Raw genomic sequence first — 21,868 nt, forward strand, 5'->3', positions numbered from 1 at the left:
AATATGACCTATTCATTGATTGCTCTTGGAAGAGCATGTATTGACTTAAATGCGGTTGACTATAATCAGCCGATGGAAGAGACAATGACCTTTCAGAAGTATGTCGGAGGTTCGCCGGCTAATATTGCCATTGGATTGGCAAAACTTGGTGAAAGTGTCGGATTTATTGGTAAGGTATCTGACGATCAGCATGGTCGGTTTATCCGAGATTTTATGAGCCGATCAGGTGTGGATGTGTCACAGATGATTTTCGATTCTGTTGGTCATAAGAGTGGTCTTGCGTTTACAGAAATCAAGAGTCCAACTGAATGCAGTATTTTGATGTATCGCGAAGATGTAGCTGATTTATATTTAGAAGCAACAGAGGTTTCGGAAAGCTACATCCGACAGACTAAATACTTACTGGTTTCAGGGACTGCTTTATCCCAAAGCCCTTCTAGGGAAGCTGTTTTAAGGGCAGTAGAAATTGCTCAATCCAATGGTGTACCTGTCATCTTTGAATTGGACTATCGCCCCTATACTTGGAAGTCCTTAGCTGAAACGGCTGTGTATTATCAACTGGTGGCCCAAAAATCAACCATTGTAATCGGAACTCGGGATGAATTTGATATTTTGGAAAATAGAAAGGGTGGGGACAATGAGACAACGGTAAATTCCCTCTTTGGCTATTCACCAGAATTGATTGTCATCAAGCATGGTGTTGATGGCTCCTATGCTTATGAAAAAAACGGTAAGGTAACAAGGGGCTATGCTTATAAAGCAAATGTTTTGAAAACCTTTGGTGCAGGTGATTCCTATGCTGCAGCCTTTATCTATGCTTTGTTAAATGAAAAAGGCATTGAGGCTGCTCTTCAATATGCTAGCGCAGCTTCAGCGATTGTTGTTAGTCGCCATAGTTCATCAGAGGCGATGCCAACAGTTCAAGAGATTGAGGACGTCATTCGGACACAAACGTGGGGAGGGTGACAGAGATGCAGAAAACAATCCGCTTAACGACTGCTCAAGCCTTAGTTAAATTTTTAAATCAACAATATTTATCAAGCGATGGAGAGGAAATTCCGTTTGTTAAGGGTGTGTTTCATATTTTTGGTCATGGGAATGTCTTAGGACTTGGTCAGGCGCTTGCCGAAGATCCTGGACATTTAGACATTTACCAAGGGAAGAACGAGCAAGGGATGGCCCATGCTGCGATTGCTTTTGCTAAACAGAGCTTACGGAAGCAGATTTTTGCAGTAACTACCTCTATTGGACCGGGAGCGGCGAATCTTGTCACGGCTGCGGGGACTGCTCTTGCTAATCATATACCTGTTCTATTTTTACCAGGAGATACATTTGCCACACGGCAACCAGATCCGGTACTGCAACAAATCGAACAAAAAAATGGGATCAGTATTACGACAAATGATGCCTTGCGCCCAGTGTCACGGTATTGGGATAGAATCCATCGTCCTGAGCAACTAATGAGTGCCTTGCTCCGTGCTTTTGAAGTGTTAACAGATCCAGAATCAAGCGGGCCAGTCACTCTAGCTATTCCTCAAGATGTTGGAGGAGAAGCCTATGATTTTCCAGTTGAGTTTTTTGATAAGCGAGTACATTACCTAGATCGTCGTTCGGCAACCGATCGCGAAGTAGAAGCGGCTGTTCAACTGATTCAAGAAAGTCACTATCCAGTTCTGGTCGTTGGAGGTGGTGCGCGTTATTCACAAGCAGGGCAGGTTCTTCAAACCCTAGCGAAACAGCACAAGATTCCAATTGTGGAAACGCAGGCGGGGAAATCAACCGTTAGTTCGCTGCTTCCCCTGAATCTAGGAGGAGTTGGTGTCACAGGTAATGCGGCTGCCAACGAAGTGATGAAGCAGGCGGATTTGATTATTGGTGTTGGAACAAGATATTCTGATTTTACTACCTCATCCAAGACAGGATTTGACACAGAACATGTTCGATTTTTAAATATCAATGTGTCTCGTCAACATGCCTATAAATTAAATGGGGTATCCCTAGTGGCAGATGCTAGGACAGCACTAGAGCAAATTGCAGCAAGTCTTGATAGTGGCTATCAAACTTCGTATGGAGACCGCTTGACTAGTATTCAGGATTCTTGGCAAACAGAGAGAAAACGTCTAGCCTTGACTGAGTTTGGTAAAGCAGAGTATGTACCAGAAATAGAGGGTCATTTTTCAAGAGACAGATTAACTGAGTATGCAGCCACCCTAAAGACAAATTTGACACAGACTAGTGCTGTTATTGCCATTAATGAATCTATTTCAGAAGACAGTATTGTTGTTGGCGCAGCAGGGTCCTTGCCAGGAGATTTGCAACGCCTATGGGAGGCTAGAGATGTGAACACCTACCATATGGAATATGGTTATTCAACAATGGGGTATGAAGTGGCTGGTGCTTATGGTGTCAAAATAGCAAATCCAAACAAAGAAGTGTATGCCTTTGTTGGTGATGGCAGTTTTCATATGCTCCATTCGGAGTTGTTGTCTAGCTTACAGTACGATAAGAAAATGACGATACTACTGTTTGACAATGCTGGATTCGGTTGCATTAACAATTTGCAGATGGGAAGTGGTATGCCATCTTTTGGAACAGAATTTATTGATACGGCTCAGCAGCTAGTGACAGTTGATTTTGCGCAATTAGCTCAGGCCTATGGCGCAGTGGGGTATTCTGTTGGAAGCAAAGAAGAATTGTATAAGGCATTACAGGAAGCCAAGCAGCAAACCAAGTCTACATTGATTCACATTAAAGTGCTACCTAAAACAATGACTGCAAACTATTTGTCATGGTGGAACACAGGGCTTGCACAAGTCACACAAGATCATCAAACTAAAACAGTTTTAGAGGAAAAGACTGAAAAATTAAATGATGCTTTGCTATACTAGAAATAAGGAATGCGTGGAGAAAATATGAAACGACTATATTTACCGCAAGAGATAATTTATGGGCAAGATGCGGTAGGAAGTGCCTGTGATAGCATTGCAGGCTATGGCAACCGCTACTTGATTATTACAGACGAAACCATGTTGCAGTTAGGCTTAGTAAATAAGTTGACGCAGACATTGGAAGGGGAATGGACAATCTTCTCAGGAGTGACTAGCGAACCGACTGATGAAATTGTTAATCAAGTATTAGCCATCTTACAGGCTCAAGAACAGCCAATTGAAGCAATTATAGCGTTAGGGGGAGGAAGTTGCATTGATACGGCTAAGGCTGCTTCTGTCATGTACCGAAATGGCTATTCGACAATTTCGGCTCTAGCAAGTGCTAAGGAGTTTGCTGTGTCGCCGTTACCAGTTATTGCGATTCCTACGACAGCTGGAACAGGCTCAGAAGCAACGGACGTTACGGTCATTACAGATACACAACAGCAGATCAAGTATATGATGAAAGATAAGAGCTTTTTACCAAAAGTGGCGATTATCGATCCATTGATGACCCAATCTAGTCCACCATCTATTACAGCTGCGACAGGTCTCGATGCATTATGCCATGCGATTGAAAGTTATATTTCAAGAAAGGCGCATACCTTGACCAAGGAATTATCCTTATCAGCTGTAAAGGCAATTATGCACCATATTGTAACAGCCTACCAAGATGGAAATCATTTGGTGGCAAGAGAAGAAATGGCTTTGGCCGCTTTGAAAGCAGGAATCGCTTTTTCAAACGCCTCTGTGACGTTGATTCATGGGATGTCGCGTCCAATTGGAGCGCTCTTCCATATTCCACATGGTTTTTCAAATGCCATTCTAATGCATGAAGTGTTAGACTACTCTAAACCTGCAATTATCAAGCCATTAGCTGAACTGACCGAGTATGTTTACCCTGAGTTTAGTGGTACAGATGAAGAGAAAGCAACCTATTTCTTACAACAATTAGAAGACATTTGCCAGACTCTATCTATTCGTACCTATCATGATTTTGGAGTGAATAAAGAGCAATTTGTAGCCTCCCTTGACAAAATGTGTGATGATGCTTTTGCTAGTGGTAGTCCAGACAATAATCCAGTTGTACCAACGAAGGAAGAGATGAAACAAATCTATCTACGTAGTTGGAAGTAAGGAGTAGAAGATGATTACAGTAGCGACGTATAATATAAAAAATGCCCAACCAGTAGAAAAAATAGAGCACAATTGGACGCACCGTAAAAAAGAATTATTGCAGTTGATTTGCTCCAGAAAGTGGGATATTATAGGATTGCAGGAGGTGACAGAGGAGCAGTGGCAGGATTTTGCAAGACTAGAAGAGTTTGAGCGACTAGGAACGGTTCGTGATACGGAAGAATATGGAGAATACAATCCAATTTTATTTCGTAAAACTAAATACCGGTGTCTAGAGAGCGAGACCTTTTGGCTATCGCCTACTCCTCAAAAAATGTCAAAAGCTGATTGCTGGAAGGCAGCTTGCTTTCGCATTGCGACCTGGGCAGTATTACAGGACAAGGAAACAGGAAAAGAAATACTAGTGATCAATACGCACTTTGATCACATGAGTCGGCTTGCGAGAGAAGAATCTGCCAAACAAGTACTAGACTTTGTCCAATCTCAATCCTATCAAGAGGTGATCTTGATGGGGGATTTAAATGCAGAGTCAGATGAACCATTTTATCCAATTTTGTGCCAATTTTTTACAGATGTTAGCGTGGCTGTTGGACAATGTATGGGGCCTAAGGGTAGTTTTATCGATGAGGATTTTCCAGAAGAAATTGAGGGGAAAAAACTCGAAAAAATTGACTATATATTTGTCGCTGGGACATTTGCTATCCAAACAGTCGAGGTTGTAGCAGAGAAACGAGGCAATTTTTACCCATCTGATCATCTTCCGATAGAATGCCAATTACTGCATGCATAGAAAGAATCAAGAAACAATACGGAAAGCCTTTCGTCTGCTTTCCGTATTTTTATGCCTCTAAATGTCTGTTTTTATTTTAGAAACCAACTATTTTGCATGATTTTTGATATAATAAGAACAAGTATATGCAATGAAATGATGATTAGGAAGCATTGGCTTGCTAATCGCTAAAAACTGGAAATAAAAGGAGCGGATTTGCAAGGTATTATTATGAAAGCCCTTGCTGGATTTTACTACGTAGAGTCTGACGGGCAGATTTATCAGACACGAGCACGTGGGAATTTTCGGAAAAAAGGGCAGACACCCTACGTAGGAGACATTGTTGACTTTTCAGCAGAGGAGCAGTCAGAGGGATATATTTTAAAGATTTATGAGCGTAAAAATAGCTTGGTACGGCCACCAATTGTCAATATTGACCAGGCAGTTGTTATCATGTCAGCCAAGGAACCTGATTTCAACGCTAATCTCTTGGATCGTTTCTTAGTTTTGCTAGAGCAGAAAGATATGACACCAATCATCTACATCTCAAAGATGGATTTGCTGGAAAATCAGGATGAATTAGAGGTTTACCGTGCGATTTATGAAAAGATTGGCTACCCCTTTGTCTACAGTGTGGAGGAATTAACTCCTTTCTTGAAAGACAAGGTAACGGTCTTTATGGGGCAGACAGGGGTTGGAAAGTCGACTCTGCTCAATAAAATCGCTCCAGAATTACAATTAGAGACAGGAGCTATCTCAGACAGCCTCGGTCGGGGACGCCATACGACACGAGCTGTCAGCTTCTATAACGTTTATGGTGGAAAAATTGCTGATACCCCGGGATTTTCTTCGCTAGATTACGAAGTAAAAGAGGCAGAGGCACTTAATGATTGTTTTCCAGAAATTGCAAAAGAAAGTCGATCTTGTAAATTTCGGACCTGCACCCATACGCATGAGCCAGATTGTGCTGTCAAGCCTGCCGTGGAAAAGCAGATGATTTCCAAAAGTCGCTACGATAATTACCTGCAATTTTTATCGGAAATTCAAAATGTACGAGAAACCTATAAAAAAGTCAGTAAAAAAATAAAATAGAAAGTTGGAATGCCTATGTCACACTATAAAATCGCCCCTTCTATTCTTGCGGCAGATTATGCGAACTTTGAAGCAGAGTTAAAACGCCTTGAAGCAACAGGGGTGGAATATGTCCACATTGATATTATGGATGGACATTTTGTGCCGAATATTACATTTGGTGCAGATGTAGTAGCGGCTATGCGACCACATAGCAAGCTAGTTTTTGATTGCCATTTAATGGTGTCAAACCCTGAGCAACATATTGAAAATTTTGCGCGAGCAGGAGCTGATATTGTGACCATTCATGCAGAAGCTACCCAGCATCTTCATGGTGCCTTGCAAAAAATCCGTGCAGCAGGCGTGAAAGTAGGAGTTGTCATTAATCCTGGGACTCCGCTGGTTGTGATTGAGCCTGTTTTAAGTATGGTTGATCAGGTGTTGTTGATGACGGTCAATCCAGGGTTTGGTGGTCAGGCTTATATCCCAGAAGTAGCAGAAAAAATTGCTGCCTTGGCTCAACTTCGTGATGAAAAAGGTTTATCTTTTGATATTGAAGTAGACGGCGGAATTGACAACAAGACGATTGTATCTGCGAAGGAAGCAGGAGCAAATGTCTTTGTGGCAGGCTCATACTTGTTTAAGGGTGACTTGCAGACCAATGTCAATACATTGAAAGCGGCTCTGCATGACTAGGATTGCTGTGGTTGCAGGTGGTGACAAGGGCAAAATCCCCTCTTGCTACGACCTTTTTGTAGGAGTGGACAGAGGTTCTTTGTATCTCTTGGAACACGGTTTACCACTTGATGTGGCAGTTGGTGATTTTGACTCTGTATCGCTGGACGAACGGGAGCGGATTTGCCAAGCGGCGGCTATTTTCATAGAGGCACCAGCTGAAAAAGACGATACGGATTTGGAGTTGGCGCTAAAAGAAGTCTTTGTCCGTTATCCGAAGGCGCAGGCGACGGTGTTTGGTGCTTTTGGTGGGCGCTTGGATCACATGATGAGTAATCTTTTTCTGGCCAGTGAGCCCGATTTAGCACCTTATATGCGGCAGATTGAGCTGGTAGATGACATGAATATTGTGCGCTTTTATCCAGCAGGACAGTACACAATTGCTCCGATTGAGGGAATGACCTACGTGTCCTTTATGCCATCAGATGACAGTCGTTTGACGATTACTGATGCCAAGTATCCTTTAGATGAGAACAATTATTTTGTCAAAAAATGTTATAGCAGTAACGAATTTATCGGAAAAGAAATCGAATTTACAATAGATAAGGGCTATGTTGTTCTTATCTACAGTCGTGATAGGAGGTAGAATGGCGTATATCCTAGCCTTTATAGCAATAGTCATCTCGGTCATTACCCTGTTTCGTTTAGAGCAGCATGTGAAGCGCTTATCTACACAAGCAGAAGATGTTGCCGATCATTTGTCCGACCAGCTGACCTATCTCTTTGATCAGAAAAATCAACAAACCTTTGCCCAGCAGCAAGCCTTGCATCAGGATATGACGGAGTTACGCCGGGAGCTGTATCAGCAAATGACCGCTTTGCGACAGGAAATGCACCAACTTCTCTCTCAGAATCGTGATGTGGCAGATCAGCGTTTGCAAGCCATTCAAGATTCTAATGAAAAACGGCTGGAGGAAATGCGTCAGACAGTCGAAGAAAAGCTGGAGCAGACCTTGCAGACGCGCTTACAGGCCTCTTTTGAAACCGTATCTAAGCAGCTGGAATCTGTCAACCGTGGTCTTGGAGAAATGCAGACGGTGGCGCGTGATGTCGGCGCTCTTAATAAAATTCTTTCGAATACGAAAACGCGCGGTATCATGGGAGAATTGCAGTTGGGGCAAATTATCGAAGATATTTTGACACCGTCTCAGTACGAGCGGGAATTTGCAACAGTTGTAGGATCAAATGAACGGGTCGAATACGCCGTGAAATTACCAGGTCAGACTAAGGATGAGTCTGTCTACCTTCCGATTGACTCCAAGTTTCCCCTCGCAGATTATTACCGCCTAGAAGAAGCCTATGAAGTAGGGGACAAGGAGCAGATTGAGTTGCACCGCAAGCATCTCCTCGCCTCAGTTAAACGTTTTGCTAAGGATATAAAAGAAAAGTATCTCTATCCACCAGCAACGACCAACTTTGGTATTCTCTTTTTACCGACGGAAGGCTTGTATTCTGAAGTGGTGCGCAATCCGATTTTCTTTGATGAATTACGGCGGACAGAGCATATCGTAGTGGCAGGCCCGTCGACCTTGTCGGCTCTCTTGAATTCCTTATCTGTCGGCTTTAAGACCTTAAATATCCAACGTTCAGCTGATGATATTAGTAAAGTCCTTGGTAATGTCAAGTCAGAATTTAGCAAGTTTGGTACGGTCTTGATGAAAGCCCAGCGCCATTTACAGCACGCGTCAGGCAACCTAGACGATCTCTTGACACGGCGGACCAATGCGATTGAGAGGACTTTGCGCTATATTGAATTGCCAGATGGAGATGCAGGATTTGACCTATTGAATTTCCAGGAGGAAGAAGATGAAAATTAACCAAATGAAAAAAGATGAGCTCTTTGAAGGCTTTTATCTGATAAAAAGCGCCGATGTGCGGCAAACGAGGGCTGGAAAAGATTATCTCGCTTTGACCTTCCAAGATGATACAGGAGAAATCGAAGGAAAAATCTGGGATGCTCAGCCAGGCAAGATTAAGGATTTTAAGGCAGGTGTTGTCGTCCACATGCAAGGACGCAGAGAAGTCTATAACAATACACCTCAGGTCAATCAAATCATTCTCCGACTGCCAAAACCGGGTGAGCCAATGAATCCTGCTGATTTCAAGGAAAAACCACCTGTTGATGTGGAAGACACACGCAAGTACCTCAGTCAGATGATTTTTAAAATCGAAAATGCTGTTTGGCAGCGAATTGTGCGAGCCTTATATGGCAAGTATGAGCAGGAATTTTACTCCTATCCTGCTGCCAAGACCAACCACCATGCTTTCTACTCAGGTCTGTCTTTTCATACAGCGACTATGGTACGCTTGGCAGATAAGATTGGCGATATCTATCCACAGCTCAATAAAAGCCTGCTCTTTGCGGGGATTATGCTACATGATTTGGCTAAGGTCATTGAATTATCAGGCCCTGAAAATACTAACTACACTGTAAGAGGCAATCTCATTGGACATATTTCCTTGATTGATGAGGAAATTACCAAGGTCTTGATTGAGTTAGGAATCGATGATAGTAGGGAAGAAGTAACGGTTCTTCGCCATGTTATTCTCAGTCACCACGGCTTACTCGAATACGGTAGCCCCGTTCGGCCGCAGATTATGGAAGCAGAAATTCTCCACATGATTGACAATATTGATGCAGAGATGATGATGATGCTCACTGCCCTTGATAAGGTAGGCCCAGGGGAAATGACCAGTCGAATCTTTGCGATGGATAATCGTGCTTTCTATAAGCCAGATATCGACTAATGAGGAAAATAATCGAACGACTGCTTCACTTATAATGCAGGATACTGCAATGTGATAGGTGTAGAGCATCAACAAAATACGAAAAAAACGAGCTAATGGATAAAAAAAGTTCGTTTTTTCCTTTTTTATGATATAATATTAAAAAAGCAAAGAAGGAATCGACTATGAAATTAAGAAGAAGTGAACGCATGGTGGTCATCTCTCATTATCTCATCAACCACCCGTATGAATTGACGAGTTTAAATATGTTTGCAGAGAAGTATAGTTCTGCCAAATCATCGATTTCAGAAGATATTGCCATCATTAAAAAAGCCTTTGAAGAAAGCGCCATTGGTCAGATTGAAACTATTACAGGAGCAAGCGGGGGTGTGATTTTTACTCCATCGATTTCAGATGAAGAATCCCTTACGATTGCAGAAGAATTGCGCAGTCAAATGGCAGAAAGCAGTCGTATCTTGCCAGGTGGCTATATTTATTCTTCAGACCTGCTTTCAACACCTCATATCTTGAAAAATGTCGGACGTATCATTGCCAACAGCTTTAAGGATGAGCAGATCGATGCGGTCATGACGGTCGCAACCAAGGGGGTACCTTTAGCCAATGCGGTTGCCAATGTCTTAAATGTCCCTTTTGTCATTGTGCGCCGTGATTTGAAAATTACGGAAGGTTCAACCGTTTCGGTCAACTACGTGTCTGGCTCAAGCGACCGTATTGAAAAAATGTTCCTCTCAAAACGCAGTTTAAAGGCAGGTAGCCGTGTGCTGATTGTCGATGATTTCTTGAAAAATGGTGGAACGATTAACGGGATGATTAGCCTCTTATCAGAATTTGACAGTAGCCTAGCTGGTGTGGCAGTCTTTGCGGAAAACCAAAAAGGTGCGCGTAACGTCGCCAACTACAAATCACTTCTTGCTGTTACCAACATTGACGTCAAAGAAAACAAGGTTGATGTAGAATTGGGAAATATTTTCAAGTAATACGTGCCAAAAGTCTGAATGTTTATAGCGTATCAAAATACAACAAAAGCCCTGTCGAATGAACGACAGGGCTTTTAAGGAGATTCGCCACAGGAAACTGCAGATATGTACTCTAGCCAGTTTCAAGGACGATATGAAAAAGAAAAGTTTTTTAGGATGAATAAAGTATAACAGTCCAACCTTAATCTTTTCTTAATTGTGACATTCAATTGAAACGTAAAGACTATACTGATTAGATATGAATCCTATTTATAGTCTTTTGGATGAACGTTATACATCGTTAGTGTCGACTTTCCTTACTCAAGTACTGTTTGCGCCTCAGTTCCTTGTCTGAAAGTCTATCGATTTGACTATATGTTTGAGATTTGATGAGTAACAAATGTAAAACAAGCTGGAAAAATCCCAGCTTGTGCTTCTTAAACGACTTTTTTACGCCCTTGTATCTTGTGAAATTGAACGCGGGCTAAAAGCTCGGAAAATAGATAATCTTTCCTAGAATCGATGATTCTTCGTCAAGCTTCCTAATTTTGCCGTAGCTGTTATGGGTTTGCCCATTTTACAGATACGGATGCCCTATTGGTACTAGCTTTTTTACGCCCTTGTATCTTGTGAAATTGAACGCAGGCTAAAAGCTCGGAAAATAGATAATCTTTCCTAGAATCGATGATTCTTCGTCAAGCTTCCTAATTTTGCCGTAGCTGTTATGGGTTTTCCCATTTTACAGATACGGATGCCCTATGGGTACTAGCTTTTTTACGCCCTTGTATCTTGTGAAATTGAACGCGGGCTAAAAGCTTGGAAAATAGATAATCTTTCCTAGAATCGATGATTCTTCGTCAAGCTTCCTAATTTTGCCGTAGCTGTTATGGGTTTTCCCATTTTACAGATACGGATGCCCTATGGGTACTAGCTTTTTTACGCCCTTGTATCTTGTATAACCCCCAGTGTCTGATAAGGTTTAAGGGTGATGGTTTTGTCAATTGTGGTATCTGTGTAGTTGCTGATAAGGACTCGACCATTTTCATAGCCTGCCGGCAATTCCAGTTCAACTTCTTTGGCAAAGAAGTTGTTGAGGACGAGGAGTTTTTGTTCTTCTAAGTGGCGTTCAAAGGCGTAGACGCTGTCGCTGTCCGTGTAAGCTGCGCGGTAGTCACCTTCAGCAATGATTGGCATTTCTTTGCGCAGGCGAATCAGCTTTTGATAGAAGGTAAAGATTGGACCTTCTTTTTCAGTCTCAACATTGATTTCTGGGTAGGATTTTCCTGCCTTGAGCCAAGGGATGCCGGTCGTAAAGCCTGCATTGCTACTACTATCCCATTGCATCGGTGTGCGGGAATTGTCCCGTGATTTTGCTTGGATAATAGCAAAGGCTTCTTCAGGGGTCTTACCATCTTCTAGCATGATTTGATAAGCGTTAAGGCTTTCCACGTCGATATAATCTGTCATGGAATCATAGTCTGGGTCAATCATACCGATTTCTTCGCCCATGTAAATGTAAGGCGTTCCACGTGAGAGGTGGATAGAAGCGGCTAGCATGGTTGCTCCTTCGTTACGGAAATTTTTGACATCGACAAAGCGATTGAGGGCGCGTGGCTGGTCATGGTTGTTATAAAAGAGTGCGTTCCAGCCATTTCCCTCACTCATCCCTTCTCCCCAAGTGTGGAACAGGCGTTTTAATTCTTTAAAATCAAAATCCATAATAGACCATTTTTGTCCGTCCTTATAGTCGACCTTGAGATGGTGGAAATTAAAGGCCATGGCCAATTCTTCACGGTCAGGTGCTGTATAAAGAATACAGTTTTCAATGGTGGTGGCAGACATTTCTCCAACAGTCATAAAGCCATCCTCAGTTCCAAATGTTGCATTGTTCATCATCTTGAGGTAGTCATGCGTAATTGGGCGGTCGGTATAAGCAGGTTTGCCATCATTGATTGGGCAATCTTCTAGTACTTCGTCTTTTCCAATCAAGTTAATCACGTCAAAGCGGAACCCCTTGACTCCTTTGTCTTTCCAGAAATTGACAACTTTGAACAGCTCCTTGCGGACATGCGGGTTGCGCCAGTTGAGATCCGCTTGGGTCACATCAAAGAGGTGGAGATAGTATTTGCCAGTATCGCCAAAGGGTGCCCAGGCGTTGCCACCAAATTTTGACACCCAGTCGGTTGGCTCATCGCGTAAGATAAAGAAATCTTGGTAATATTGGTCACCAGCAAGAGCTTTTTGGAACCATTCGTGGTCAGTTGAGCAGTGGTTGAGCACCATATCAAGCATAAAATCGATACCCAATTTTTGCCCTGTCGCAATCATTTCTTCAAAATCCGCCATTGTCCCAAAGTCTGGATTGACGGCTGTATAGTCTGAAATATCGTAGCCATTATCACGTTGTGGGCTAGGGTAGAAAGGGTTGAGCCAAATCATATCGATGCCCAATTCTTTTAGATAGGGCAGTTTTTGGATAATCCCTTGCAAGTCTCCGATACCATTTCCAGTCGTATCTTTGTAAGATTTTGGATAGATTTGATAGACGACCTTGCGTTTATCGATTGCCATGTTGTTCTCCTATTCTATTTAATTCAAAGCAAATGGCAGAAGCTGAGTTCCTTCCAACCCATGTCAGAATGGTGGTGAAAGAGAGCTCAGCTTCAGCTGTTTATTTATACTCTCTAAAAACCGAATTCTGACGAGGTAACGAAACCGCAGGTAGAACGGAAGTTCATTTTAGCAACGTGAGAGTTTGATGTTTGACGAGTATTAGGCTTTGAGGATTGCTTGTCCGCGCATTACTTGACGTGGCAAGTCTCCGATGATTTCTGCTGGGAAATCAGTATGGTTGGTAATGATAACAGGTGTCTCAGCGACAAGACCTGCTTCTTTGATGACAGTAATATCAAAGCTGATCAACTTATCTCCTGCCTGGATACGGTCACCTTGTTGAACATGGGCCTCAAAACCTTTTCCTTCAAGGGTGACAGTATCCATACCGATGTGCATCAACATTTCAACACCGTCTGTACCAGTGATACCAATTGCATGTTTGGTTGGGAAGAGGACAGATACGACACCGTCAATTGGAGCAATCAATTCGCCCTCGCTCGGGTCAATCAAGACTCCTTGCCCCATTACACCAGAAGCAAAGACAGGGTCTGTTGCAGTTGACAAGTCTTTTACTTGACCAGTCAAGGGGCTAATGATTTCAGCAGGAGCTTTTGTTTCAGTTGTTTCAGTAACCGTTACAATTTCTTCAACGACTTCTTCTTTTTTGGCAAAGAGGCCAGTTTTCGCAAACACAAATGTCAAGATAAACGGAACGACAATCGCAATTGCCATGGTTAATAAGAACGCACCGAAATATTTCGAGTTGATGGAAAGGATAGCTGGTAAGCCACCAACACCGATTGCATTGGCTTGGACATTCAACATAACACAGGCTAAACCTGCAAGAGATGATCCAATCATTCCTGCAACAAATGGATAGATGTATTTCACATTTACCCCAAAGAGGGCAGGCTCTGTTACACCGAGGTAGGCAGAAATGGTAGCAGGGAGTGCAACTTGTGCCTCACGCTCATTGTGGCGTTTCATAAAGAAATAGGCAAATACAGCAGAACCCTGTGCGATATTTGACAGAGCAATCATTGGCCACAGACCAGTTGTATGAGTGGCAGTATCTGCCATGAGTTGCGTATCAATGGCATTGGTCATGTGGTGAAGACCAGTGATAACGAACGGCGCATAAAGGGCACCAAAGATAAGACCAAAGAGCCATTTAAGTGGACCAGTCAAACCAGCAAAGACAACAGCTGAAAGACCTTTACCGATTGCCCAACCGATAGGACCAAGGACCGTGTGTGCAAGGATAAGAGCTGGAACCAGTGAGAGGAATGGCACTAAAATCATAGAGACCACTTCGGGAGTGACCTTGCGCCAGAATTTTTCAAGGTAGGCAAGTGACAAGCCGGCAAGAAGGGCTGGGATAACTTGCGCTTGGTAACCAATACGAGCAATCGTTGCAAAGCCGAAGTTCCAAGACCAGTTTTCAGCGATTTCTGCTGCGGATGTACCTGGTACAGCATAGGCATTGAGCAATTGTGGAGACACCAAACAGATACCAAGAACGATACCAAGGATTTGAGTGGTTCCCATTTTACGGGTGACAGACCAAGTGATTCCGACTGGTAAGAAGTGGAAAATCGCTTCACCTGGTAGCCACAAGAAGTGGTTGACCCCGCTCCAGAATTGAGAAACATCCACAATCGTATTGTAGATTGGCTCACCTTGTTCATTGACTTGTTTGACACCATCAATGATTTTTTGACCGAGCCACTCCATTTGAACGCCTTCAAGGACATTACGGAAACCGAGGATCAATCCCCCAACAACCAAGGCTGGAATGATTGGAGTGAAGATTTCTGCCAACATGGTCATGACACGTTGGATAGGATTTTGGTTGCTTTTTGCAGCAGATTTAGCAGCTTCTTTTGAAACACCTTCGATACCTGAAACGGCAGTAAAGTCATTGTAGAAGATTGGTACATCGTTTCCGATGATGACTTGGAATTGACCTGCGTTGGTGAAAGTTCCCTTAACAGCAGGAATGTTTTCGATTGTTTTGACATCTGCTTTTTTCGGATCTCCCAATACAAAACGCATACGTGTAGCACAGTGGGTGACAGCAGTCACGTTTTCCTTACCGCCGACCGCATCCAGTAGGGTCTTAGCGTCTTGTTCAAATTTTCCCATTTATATTTCCCTTAGACAATCGTTGAACGATGTCTCCTTTCTTTTTGTAAAATTTGTACGGACAAATCTTAAAGACAAGAGTATTGTATCCGATTTCAAGACAGAATGCAAGCTTTTTTGTAAAAAAAATTAAAATTTTGTTATAATAGGAACAGTTGTATGATAAAAAGCAGACCAATGGAAAGAGTTATGAAAAAATATCAAGAAATTTTCAATGATATCAAGGAAAAAATTGAGGATAATATCTACCCAGCAGAGCATGTTCTGCCAACGGAAAAAGAGTTGCAATTACAGTATCAAGTCAGCCGAGACACGATTCGCAAGGCTTTATCCATGCTGACCGAGCGGGGCTTGATTCAAAAAGTGCAGGGCAAGGGCTCACTCGTCTTAAAGCAAGAGTTACTTGATTTTCCTGTATCGGGCTTAACTTCCTATCAAGAGTTGACCCAGTCCCTTCACATGGATAGTCATACGGAGGTGGTGAGCTTGGAATTGTTGACGGTGACAAGTAATCTATCTCAGCTAACAGGGTTTGAACCCTACAGTCAGGTTTGGAAACTTGTCCGTACAAGGTCTATTGACGGAAAGGTATCGGTTCTTGATACGGATTATCTATCCTATGAGGTGGTGCCGCATTTGACTAAGGAGATTGCCGAGATTTCAATCTACGCTTATTTAGAGGGTGAGCTGGGCTTGGATATCGCCTATGCGCAAAAGGAAATCACAGTTGAGCCGACCAATCGGGAGGAGCGAGAATTGATGAAGAGCAAGGATGATTATCTCGTTCAGATTCGCTCCCGTGTCTTTTTGGGCAATACTCAGCAATTTCAGTATACAGAAAGTAAGCATAAGATTGATAAGTTTCGCTTTGTCGATTTTGCACGGAGAAAGACTATTCTTTAAGGGAAGAAGGGCATTGGGATTAGCCAAATAGCTGATTTTACGATATAATGAAAGTTGAGGTAATTTTATGGCAAACTTAAATCGATACAAATTTACATTTGGAGAAAAGCAACTCACGCTCACAACGGAGCATGATAATCTTTTTATGGAAGAAATTGAGCGGATTGCGCAGGAAAAGTATCAAGCAATCAAAGAAAAAATGCCGACAGCAGATTCTGAGACGTTGGCTCTTTTGCTTGCAATCAACGCCTTATCTGTCCAACTAAAACGGGAAATGGAGCACGAGAAAGTAGAAGCAGAACTAGCTAGGGTAAAAGAAAAAGTTCTCAAGAAGAATGTGACCCTATTAGACTTGGATGAACTTGAGGATTTGTCATGATAACGTTACTCTTGTTGATTATTTTATGCTGGAGTTATTATATTGGCTATAGTCGGGGAATTGTGCTACAAAGTTATTATACTTTTGCCAGTATCTTTGCCTTCATTATTGCAGCAGGTCAGTTTAAAAAGTTGGTTCATTTGCTCTACTTGTGGGTACCATTTGCAACAGCGGGACAAGGTGCTAGTACCTATTATTTTGATAGCCAGTATTTGTTCAGCTTAGATAAGATTTTTTATGCAGGACTAGCCTTTTTAGTGGTCTACATACTTGTTTACGCAACTATGCGCCTCTTGGGTCTTTTAATGCACCTTTTGCGCTTTGCTGATCCAGATACGACCGCCACCAATGTCATTAGCGGAGCCCTAGCAGTGTTTGTAGCTCTTATATCGCTACAGATTCTTCTCACTATTGTAGCCACCATTCCGCTGGCATCCGTACAGGAAATGCTCCATAAGAGCTGGCTTGCCAATGCCATTATCCAATACACACCGATTACCAGTAGCTTGTTGAAACAGTTGTGGATTGCGGCAATTGGCTAATCAGTGAGTTGTTTTAGTTGTAAAAAAGGGGTTGAGCACACGTTGCCCAGTCCCTCTGTTTTTACCACGATTATGCTACGAAAGTAATGTTTTATAAACATATAGTGAATCGAATAAAGGTTAGGACATCGTTAAGCCGCTTTGATGAACCCAGTTGTATCTACAGCTCCTGGCCTTGTCTTACTCCTTTCTCAATTCACTATAATACCCTATAAAAATCAAAATCTGATTAGCTTCCACAATTGAGAATTGTGGAAGGCTGGAAATAGAACGAGCGCAGCTCGCCCCTTGCAATTGAGAATTGTGGAAGGCTGGAAATAGAACGAGCGCAGCTCGCCCCTTGCAATTGAGAATTGTGGGAGGCTGGAAATAGAACGAGCGCAGCTCGCCCCTTTGAACCGCTAGTTCGGACTAATGGTAGCTGAGGATTATTTCATAATCCTTATTTCCAACCTTCAACAGTCCCCCGGACTGTTGAAGCAAGGTGAGTTAACGACATCAGAGGTTGATTTTTGATGAGTATAAAATGAGTATTTTAAACTAGTATCACCTAAATACCCGTGAAAAATAAAAGGGGAAAATCCTCGGAGAAAGAATATGAATCAAAAAATTATGGAAATCCTAGAGTTTCACAAGGTCAAGTCCTTGTTTGAACCTCTTATTTTGACAGAACAGGGGGCTGTTGAGTTAGGCGAGCTTATGCCCATGACAGATGCGGCGAAAATTCAGCAGGCCTTTGATGAAGTGACTGACATGGCCCAGTTGTTCGTAGAACACCCTCATTTTAGCTTGGGAGCGACGGTTGATATAGCACCTGCCATGAAACGATTGGACTTGGAAGCTGACCTCAATATTCCTGAGATATTGGCTGTCAAAAAGGTCTTGGAAGTATCAAAAGAATTGGTCGATTTTTATCAACAGTTGGAAAATGTGGACTTGATTCAGTTGCCGACCTTGTTTGAAAAAATTGAACTCTTTCCTCATATCCAAGGGAGTTTACAGGCGATAAATAATGTGGGCTTTGTCGAAGATTTTGCCAGTGAAAAATTGATGCAAATTCGCAGGAAGATTCGCGAGTCTGAAGATCAGATCAGACAGGTCTTGCAAGATATGCTTAAGACCAAGAGTGATATGCTGACAGACACCATTCTAGCTAGCCGTAATGGTCGAAATGTCCTTCCTGTCAAAAATACCTACCGCAATCGCATTTCAGGTGTGGTTCATGATATTTCAGCCTCAGGCTCAACCGTCTATATCGAACCGCGTGCAATCGTCTCCCTCAATGAGGAACTGACCCATGCTAAGGCAGAAGAACGCCATGAGATTGGCCGGATCTTGCAGGAATTATCCGATATGTTGCGTCCCCATAGTCGTATCATTCGCAACAACGCTTGGGTAATTGGGCATCTGGACTTTATCCGTGCCAAGCATGTCTTTGCCCGTACTTATCAGGCTACGATTCCAACCTTATCCCTGACTAAGGATATTGCCCTTTTAAATGTTCGTCATCCGCTCTTGGCTAATCCTGTGCCTAATGATCTGTATTTTAAGGAAGCATTAACCGCCATCGTGATTACAGGTCCCAATACAGGTGGTAAGACCATTATGCTCAAAACACTGGGGCTGACGCATCTCATGGCCCAGTCTGGTCTTCCGATTTTAGCAGATAAGGGCAGTCGGGTTGGGTTGTTCCGAGAGATGTTTGCAGATATTGGAGATGAGCAGTCGATTGAGCAGAGTCTGTCTACTTTCTCAAGCCACATGACGCATACAGTGGATATTTTAGCGACTGCTGACCAAGATTCCCTTATCTTATTTGATGAATTGGGAGCGGGAACTGATCCACAAGAGGGGGCCTCCCTTGCCATGGCGATTTTGGAAGATTTGCGCTTGCGGGGAATTAAAACCATGGCGACCACCCATTATCCTGAATTAAAAGCCTACGGAATCGAGACAATTGGCGTGGAAAATGCCAGTATGGAATTTGATAGCCAGAGTCTGCGACCAACCTACAAGTTCATGCAGGGCGTTCCAGGGCGTTCTAATGCCTTTGAGATTGCAAAGCGTCTCGGCTTATCAACAGCTATTATTAGCGATGCCGAAAGCATGACAAAGACCGACAGTGATGTTAATCAAATTATTGAAAAGTTAGAAGCACAGACAGTAGAAAGTCGCAAGCGTCTGGACACGATTCGTGAAGTCGAGCAGGAAAATCTCAAGATGAATCGAGTCTTGAAGAAACTCTATCATGAATTTTCACGGGAGAAAGAAAGTGAGTTAAATAAGGCACGTTTGGAGGCTCAGGAGATTGTAACCTTGGCTTTGGCTGAAAGTGATGAGATTCTGAAAAATCTCCATAGTCAGGCTAGTCTCAAACCGCATCAGATTATTGAAGCCAAAAGTCAGCTGAAAAAATTAGCACCAGAAGTCGTAGATTTGTCGAAAAATAAGGTCTTAAAAAAAGCCAAAAAAGAAAAGGCAGCGCGCGTGGGTGATGATATTTTAGTGACCAGTTATGGACAGAGAGGCACTTTGACCAAGCAGTTAAAAGACGGACGTTGGGAAGCCCAAGTTGGTTTGATTAAGATGACCCTAAAAGCAGATGAATTTACCCTTGTGAAGGCTGAAAAAGAAGAAAAGCCAAAACAAAAGCAGGTCCATGTCGTCAAACGTACAACTGGCAAAGGGCCTAAGGCTCGCCTTGATTTGCGTGGCAAACGCTATGAAGAAGCCATGCAGGAACTGGATGAATTTGTCGACCAAGCTCTCCTCAACAATCTGTCTCAGGTAGACATCATTCACGGTATTGGAACAGGTGTCATCCGTGAGGGAGTGACCAAGTATCTTCGCCGCAACAAGCAGGTCAAAGAATTTGGCTATGCCCCGCAGAATGCAGGAGGTAGTGGTGCTACCATTGTGACCTTTAAATAATAACTAGTGGTAGATGATCTTAAAGATAAGGAGAGCTTGCCAGACAGTTCAATACACTTATTCCAGAATTATCTGTCTTTGATATGACACAAACAAAAGATTTTTATGCAACCCTAGGTTTTAAACTAGAGTATGAGCGCAAAGAAGACAAGTTTGCTTTTATGACGTTTGAGGGTAGTCAGTTTATGTTTGAGCAAATCCACGACGATGGCTGGAATATTGGTGAATTAGAATATCCCTTAGGGAAAGGAATCAATTTTTCAATCGCTTGTGACCATGTGGAAGAACTCTATCGAACGATTCAAAAGGAGCAAATCAAGATTTATAGAGAGTTGACAAGAAATTCGTATCTCGTTAATGGTATCGCTATAGAGCAAATCGAATTTCTCCTGCAAGACCCCAATGGCTATTTGCTGCGATTTACAAATTGAGCATTTCTAGTTCAATAGTAAGGAAGCGGTGCTATTATTGTAACCTCTAAACAACTGCCCCTTTGACAGATGTGAAGGGTAGGCTATTAAGAGGGGGATTTATATAGTTGCTAATCAGGCGGATTTGGACTTGTTTGACATTGAGGAATGCTACCAAGAATTCACTATGTCATAGATATTTGCCCTGCGTAGCAAATATTTTGAAAAAGTTTCCTTTTGGTGTAGAATAACAATACAAAGAAAAAAAGGAGAACAACTATGGTTCAAGCAGTTACTGATGCAAACTTTGTCGAAGAAACAAAAGAAGGTCTTGTGTTGATTGATTTTTGGGCAACTTGGTGTGGCCCATGTCGTATGCAGGCACCGATTTTGGAGCAATTAGCAGAAGAAATTCATGAAGATGAGTTGAAAATTTTGAAAATGGATGTCGATGAGAATCCAAACACCGCCCGTGAATTTGGTATTATGTCAATCCCGACTCTTCTATTCAAGAAAGACGGAGAAGTCGTAAAACAAGTCGCTGGTGTCCACAGCAAAGAGCAACTCAAAGCGATTATCGCTGAGTTGGCGTAATAGAAAAAAGCTGAGAACGGAAAAAGTTCTCAGCTTTTTTCTATTGTACAACCTTGCTTAGTCAGGGGACTATTTCTGCTTTACTCCCTTGCGCTTCCGATATTGTCTAGGCGTCAATTGAAAGCGCCGTTTGAAATGCCGATTAAAATTGGATAAATTATCAAAGCCAGCAAGAGGAGCGATTTCAGCAATGGGCAACATGGTCTGGATTAACAATTCGCAAGCCTTGTTGAGGCGTTTTTGCAGGATGAATTCCCCACAGGAACTTCCCGTATGCTGTTTGAAAATACTCATAAAATGATTGCGACTGTAGCCAAAGTAATCTGCTAGGGCATCAATGGTGAGAGGCTCTGCCAAGTGATCGTCAATATACTGAATTAAATCGCGCAATTTCTGATACTTGTGATAGGTCTCATCACTATAGTGTCGGTTGACATGGCGATACTTAAATAAAAGATAGAAAAATTCATATAGTTTTGACTTCAGTAGTACATCATAGTAGAGGCTTTGGTCGTGCACCAGGGCAAAGATGGCTAGCAGACAACCCTTAATTTCCTCATAGCCTGGCATAGTGGGCTGAATCCGTGTAGTCAGATGAAAATGCCCTGTATAAATGGGTTGAATATAGCGTTGGCTAAACAATTCAATGTGGGAACGTCCCAGATTGTCTAGGTCAATCCGAAAGAGTTGGCATTGCTGTTCTTTTCCTGCGATTGGCTTAATAGCATGTAAAAAAGTTGGTTGAATCAGAATAATATCGCCAGGAGAACTCGCAAAGGCTTCCGCATGAATATGGTAGTAGGCGCTCCCTTTTTGGACATAAATCATTTCTAATTCCGGATGCCCGTGGTACATGATATCAGAATCCTGAGGCATCAGGTGCATTTTTTCATAGTGATAGGGAAAACCAGAAGGATTGTCTTTAATATACCGCGAATAGTTTGCCATATTTCCCTCCTATCTCTTTTATACGATTATACCAAAATTCATAGGCCTAAGCAGGGC

At 42.6% G+C, this 21,868-nt stretch carries 19 protein-coding genes; 16 read left to right on the forward strand and 3 right to left on the reverse strand.

The features are described 5' to 3' along the window. Nucleotides 1-3 precede the first annotated feature (3 nt). The 10 genes from iolC to purR all read left to right on the forward strand — a co-directional run bounded on the left by iolC (nucleotide 4) and on the right by purR (nucleotide 10,364). Entirely contained in the window at nucleotides 4-966 is a 963-nt protein-coding gene (gene iolC, locus CHF41_RS00990; protein WP_119875609.1) for a 5-dehydro-2-deoxygluconokinase, read from the forward strand. A gap of 5 nt (nucleotides 967-971) precedes the next feature. Next, entirely contained in the window at nucleotides 972-2,888 is a 1,917-nt protein-coding gene (gene iolD / locus CHF41_RS00995) for a 3D-(3,5/4)-trihydroxycyclohexane-1,2-dione acylhydrolase (decyclizing) (protein ID WP_119875610.1), read from the forward strand. 24 nt (nucleotides 2,889-2,912) lie between these two features. Beyond that, the gene (locus CHF41_RS01000; protein ID WP_119875611.1) at nucleotides 2,913-4,064 is read left to right on the forward strand and encodes an iron-containing alcohol dehydrogenase; all 1,152 of its coding nucleotides are present in this window, start codon (nucleotides 2,913-2,915) and stop codon (nucleotides 4,062-4,064) included. Between the two features lie 10 nt (nucleotides 4,065-4,074). After that, complete coding sequence (locus CHF41_RS01005; protein ID WP_119875612.1) at nucleotides 4,075-4,854, forward strand: endonuclease/exonuclease/phosphatase family protein; 780 nt, start codon at nucleotides 4,075-4,077, stop codon at nucleotides 4,852-4,854. Nucleotides 4,855-5,049: 195 nt separating this feature from the next. Continuing rightward, entirely contained in the window at nucleotides 5,050-5,925 is an 876-nt protein-coding gene (gene rsgA, locus CHF41_RS01010; RefSeq protein ID WP_119875613.1) for a ribosome small subunit-dependent GTPase A, read from the forward strand. Between the two features lie 15 nt (nucleotides 5,926-5,940). Next, nucleotides 5,941-6,600 carry a ribulose-phosphate 3-epimerase gene (gene rpe / locus CHF41_RS01015; RefSeq protein ID WP_119875614.1) on the forward strand — a complete coding sequence of 220 codons (660 nt, stop codon included), beginning with the start codon at nucleotides 5,941-5,943 and terminating at the stop codon, nucleotides 6,598-6,600. Further along, on the forward strand, nucleotides 6,593-7,225 hold the full coding sequence (locus tag CHF41_RS01020; RefSeq protein WP_119875615.1) for a thiamine diphosphokinase: 633 nt from the start codon (nucleotides 6,593-6,595) through the stop codon (nucleotides 7,223-7,225). Before rpe ends, CHF41_RS01020 begins: the two co-directional genes overlap by 8 nt. A gap of 1 nt (nucleotide 7,226) precedes the next feature. After that, nucleotides 7,227-8,456 (forward strand): DNA recombination protein RmuC, encoded by a 1,230-nt coding sequence (locus tag CHF41_RS01025; protein ID WP_162911898.1) that lies wholly within the window; start codon nucleotides 7,227-7,229, stop codon nucleotides 8,454-8,456. After that, nucleotides 8,446-9,387 (forward strand): 3'-5' exoribonuclease YhaM family protein, encoded by a 942-nt coding sequence (locus CHF41_RS01030; protein WP_119875617.1) that lies wholly within the window; start codon nucleotides 8,446-8,448, stop codon nucleotides 9,385-9,387. Before CHF41_RS01025 ends, CHF41_RS01030 begins: the two co-directional genes overlap by 11 nt. Before the next feature lie 164 nt (nucleotides 9,388-9,551). After that, on the forward strand, nucleotides 9,552-10,364 hold the full coding sequence (gene purR / locus CHF41_RS01035) for a pur operon repressor (protein WP_119875618.1): 813 nt from the start codon (nucleotides 9,552-9,554) through the stop codon (nucleotides 10,362-10,364). Nucleotides 10,365-11,279: 915 nt separating this feature from the next. On the opposite strand, the gene treC is transcribed toward purR, so the two are convergent. Both treC and treP read right to left on the reverse strand, forming a co-directional pair. Continuing rightward, the gene (gene treC, locus CHF41_RS01040) at nucleotides 11,280-12,914 is read right to left on the reverse strand and encodes an alpha,alpha-phosphotrehalase (RefSeq protein WP_119875619.1); all 1,635 of its coding nucleotides are present in this window, start codon (nucleotides 12,912-12,914) and stop codon (nucleotides 11,280-11,282) included. Nucleotides 12,915-13,115: 201 nt separating this feature from the next. Further along, nucleotides 13,116-15,104 (reverse strand): PTS system trehalose-specific EIIBC component, encoded by a 1,989-nt coding sequence (treP, locus tag CHF41_RS01045; protein ID WP_119875620.1) that lies wholly within the window; start codon nucleotides 15,102-15,104, stop codon nucleotides 13,116-13,118. A gap of 189 nt (nucleotides 15,105-15,293) precedes the next feature. Between treP and treR the strand changes: the two genes are divergently transcribed. From treR to trxA, 6 genes are all read left to right on the forward strand, one after another. After that, a complete protein-coding gene (gene treR, locus CHF41_RS01050; protein WP_119875621.1) occupies nucleotides 15,294-16,007 on the forward strand; it encodes a trehalose operon repressor in 714 nt (237 codons plus the stop codon). Nucleotides 16,008-16,074: 67 nt separating this feature from the next. Next, a complete protein-coding gene (locus tag CHF41_RS01055; RefSeq protein WP_119875622.1) occupies nucleotides 16,075-16,386 on the forward strand; it encodes a cell division protein ZapA in 312 nt (103 codons plus the stop codon). Then, nucleotides 16,383-16,928 (forward strand): CvpA family protein, encoded by a 546-nt coding sequence (locus CHF41_RS01060; protein ID WP_119875623.1) that lies wholly within the window; start codon nucleotides 16,383-16,385, stop codon nucleotides 16,926-16,928. Before CHF41_RS01055 ends, CHF41_RS01060 begins: the two co-directional genes overlap by 4 nt. A gap of 597 nt (nucleotides 16,929-17,525) precedes the next feature. Beyond that, nucleotides 17,526-19,859: an endonuclease MutS2 gene (locus tag CHF41_RS01065; protein ID WP_119875624.1), complete on the forward strand. Its 2,334-nt coding sequence runs from the start codon at nucleotides 17,526-17,528 to the stop codon at nucleotides 19,857-19,859. A gap of 59 nt (nucleotides 19,860-19,918) precedes the next feature. Then, on the forward strand, nucleotides 19,919-20,290 hold the full coding sequence (locus tag CHF41_RS01070; protein ID WP_338058445.1) for a VOC family protein: 372 nt from the start codon (nucleotides 19,919-19,921) through the stop codon (nucleotides 20,288-20,290). Nucleotides 20,291-20,548: 258 nt separating this feature from the next. After that, the gene (trxA, locus tag CHF41_RS01075; RefSeq protein ID WP_119875626.1) at nucleotides 20,549-20,863 is read left to right on the forward strand and encodes a thioredoxin; all 315 of its coding nucleotides are present in this window, start codon (nucleotides 20,549-20,551) and stop codon (nucleotides 20,861-20,863) included. A 69-nt stretch (nucleotides 20,864-20,932) separates the two neighbouring features. Here the strand turns inward: trxA and CHF41_RS01080 are convergent, their stop codons facing one another. Continuing rightward, a complete protein-coding gene (locus CHF41_RS01080; RefSeq protein WP_119875627.1) occupies nucleotides 20,933-21,811 on the reverse strand; it encodes an AraC family transcriptional regulator in 879 nt (292 codons plus the stop codon). Nucleotides 21,812-21,868: the final 57 nt, after the last annotated feature.

Source organism: Streptococcus respiraculi, assembly GCF_003595525.1.
GTDB lineage: Bacteria > Bacillota > Bacilli > Lactobacillales > Streptococcaceae > Streptococcus > Streptococcus respiraculi.

What these genes read in the sequence shown, in the direction of transcription:
- treR (WP_119875621.1), top strand. Translation starts at nt 15,294, where the DNA reads ATGAAAAAATATCAAGAAATTTTCAATGATATCAAGGAAAAAATTGAG.
- CHF41_RS01005 (WP_119875612.1), top strand. Translation starts at nt 4,075, where the DNA reads ATGATTACAGTAGCGACGTATAATATAAAAAATGCCCAACCAGTAGAA.
- treC (WP_119875619.1), bottom strand. Translation starts at nt 12,914, where the DNA reads ATGGCAATCGATAAACGCAAGGTCGTCTATCAAATCTATCCAAAATCT.
- CHF41_RS01065 (WP_119875624.1), top strand. Translation starts at nt 17,526, where the DNA reads ATGAATCAAAAAATTATGGAAATCCTAGAGTTTCACAAGGTCAAGTCC.
- CHF41_RS01000 (WP_119875611.1), top strand. Translation starts at nt 2,913, where the DNA reads ATGAAACGACTATATTTACCGCAAGAGATAATTTATGGGCAAGATGCG.
- iolC (WP_119875609.1), top strand. Translation starts at nt 4, where the DNA reads ATGACCTATTCATTGATTGCTCTTGGAAGAGCATGTATTGACTTAAAT.
- purR (WP_119875618.1), top strand. Translation starts at nt 9,552, where the DNA reads ATGAAATTAAGAAGAAGTGAACGCATGGTGGTCATCTCTCATTATCTC.
- iolD (WP_119875610.1), top strand. Translation starts at nt 972, where the DNA reads ATGCAGAAAACAATCCGCTTAACGACTGCTCAAGCCTTAGTTAAATTT.
- CHF41_RS01060 (WP_119875623.1), top strand. Translation starts at nt 16,383, where the DNA reads ATGATAACGTTACTCTTGTTGATTATTTTATGCTGGAGTTATTATATT.
- treP (WP_119875620.1), bottom strand. Translation starts at nt 15,104, where the DNA reads ATGGGAAAATTTGAACAAGACGCTAAGACCCTACTGGATGCGGTCGGC.
- rpe (WP_119875614.1), top strand. Translation starts at nt 5,941, where the DNA reads ATGTCACACTATAAAATCGCCCCTTCTATTCTTGCGGCAGATTATGCG.
- CHF41_RS01055 (WP_119875622.1), top strand. Translation starts at nt 16,075, where the DNA reads ATGGCAAACTTAAATCGATACAAATTTACATTTGGAGAAAAGCAACTC.
- trxA (WP_119875626.1), top strand. Translation starts at nt 20,549, where the DNA reads ATGGTTCAAGCAGTTACTGATGCAAACTTTGTCGAAGAAACAAAAGAA.
- CHF41_RS01025 (WP_162911898.1), top strand. Translation starts at nt 7,227, where the DNA reads ATGGCGTATATCCTAGCCTTTATAGCAATAGTCATCTCGGTCATTACC.
- CHF41_RS01080 (WP_119875627.1), bottom strand. Translation starts at nt 21,811, where the DNA reads ATGGCAAACTATTCGCGGTATATTAAAGACAATCCTTCTGGTTTTCCC.
- CHF41_RS01020 (WP_119875615.1), top strand. Translation starts at nt 6,593, where the DNA reads ATGACTAGGATTGCTGTGGTTGCAGGTGGTGACAAGGGCAAAATCCCC.
- CHF41_RS01030 (WP_119875617.1), top strand. Translation starts at nt 8,446, where the DNA reads ATGAAAATTAACCAAATGAAAAAAGATGAGCTCTTTGAAGGCTTTTAT.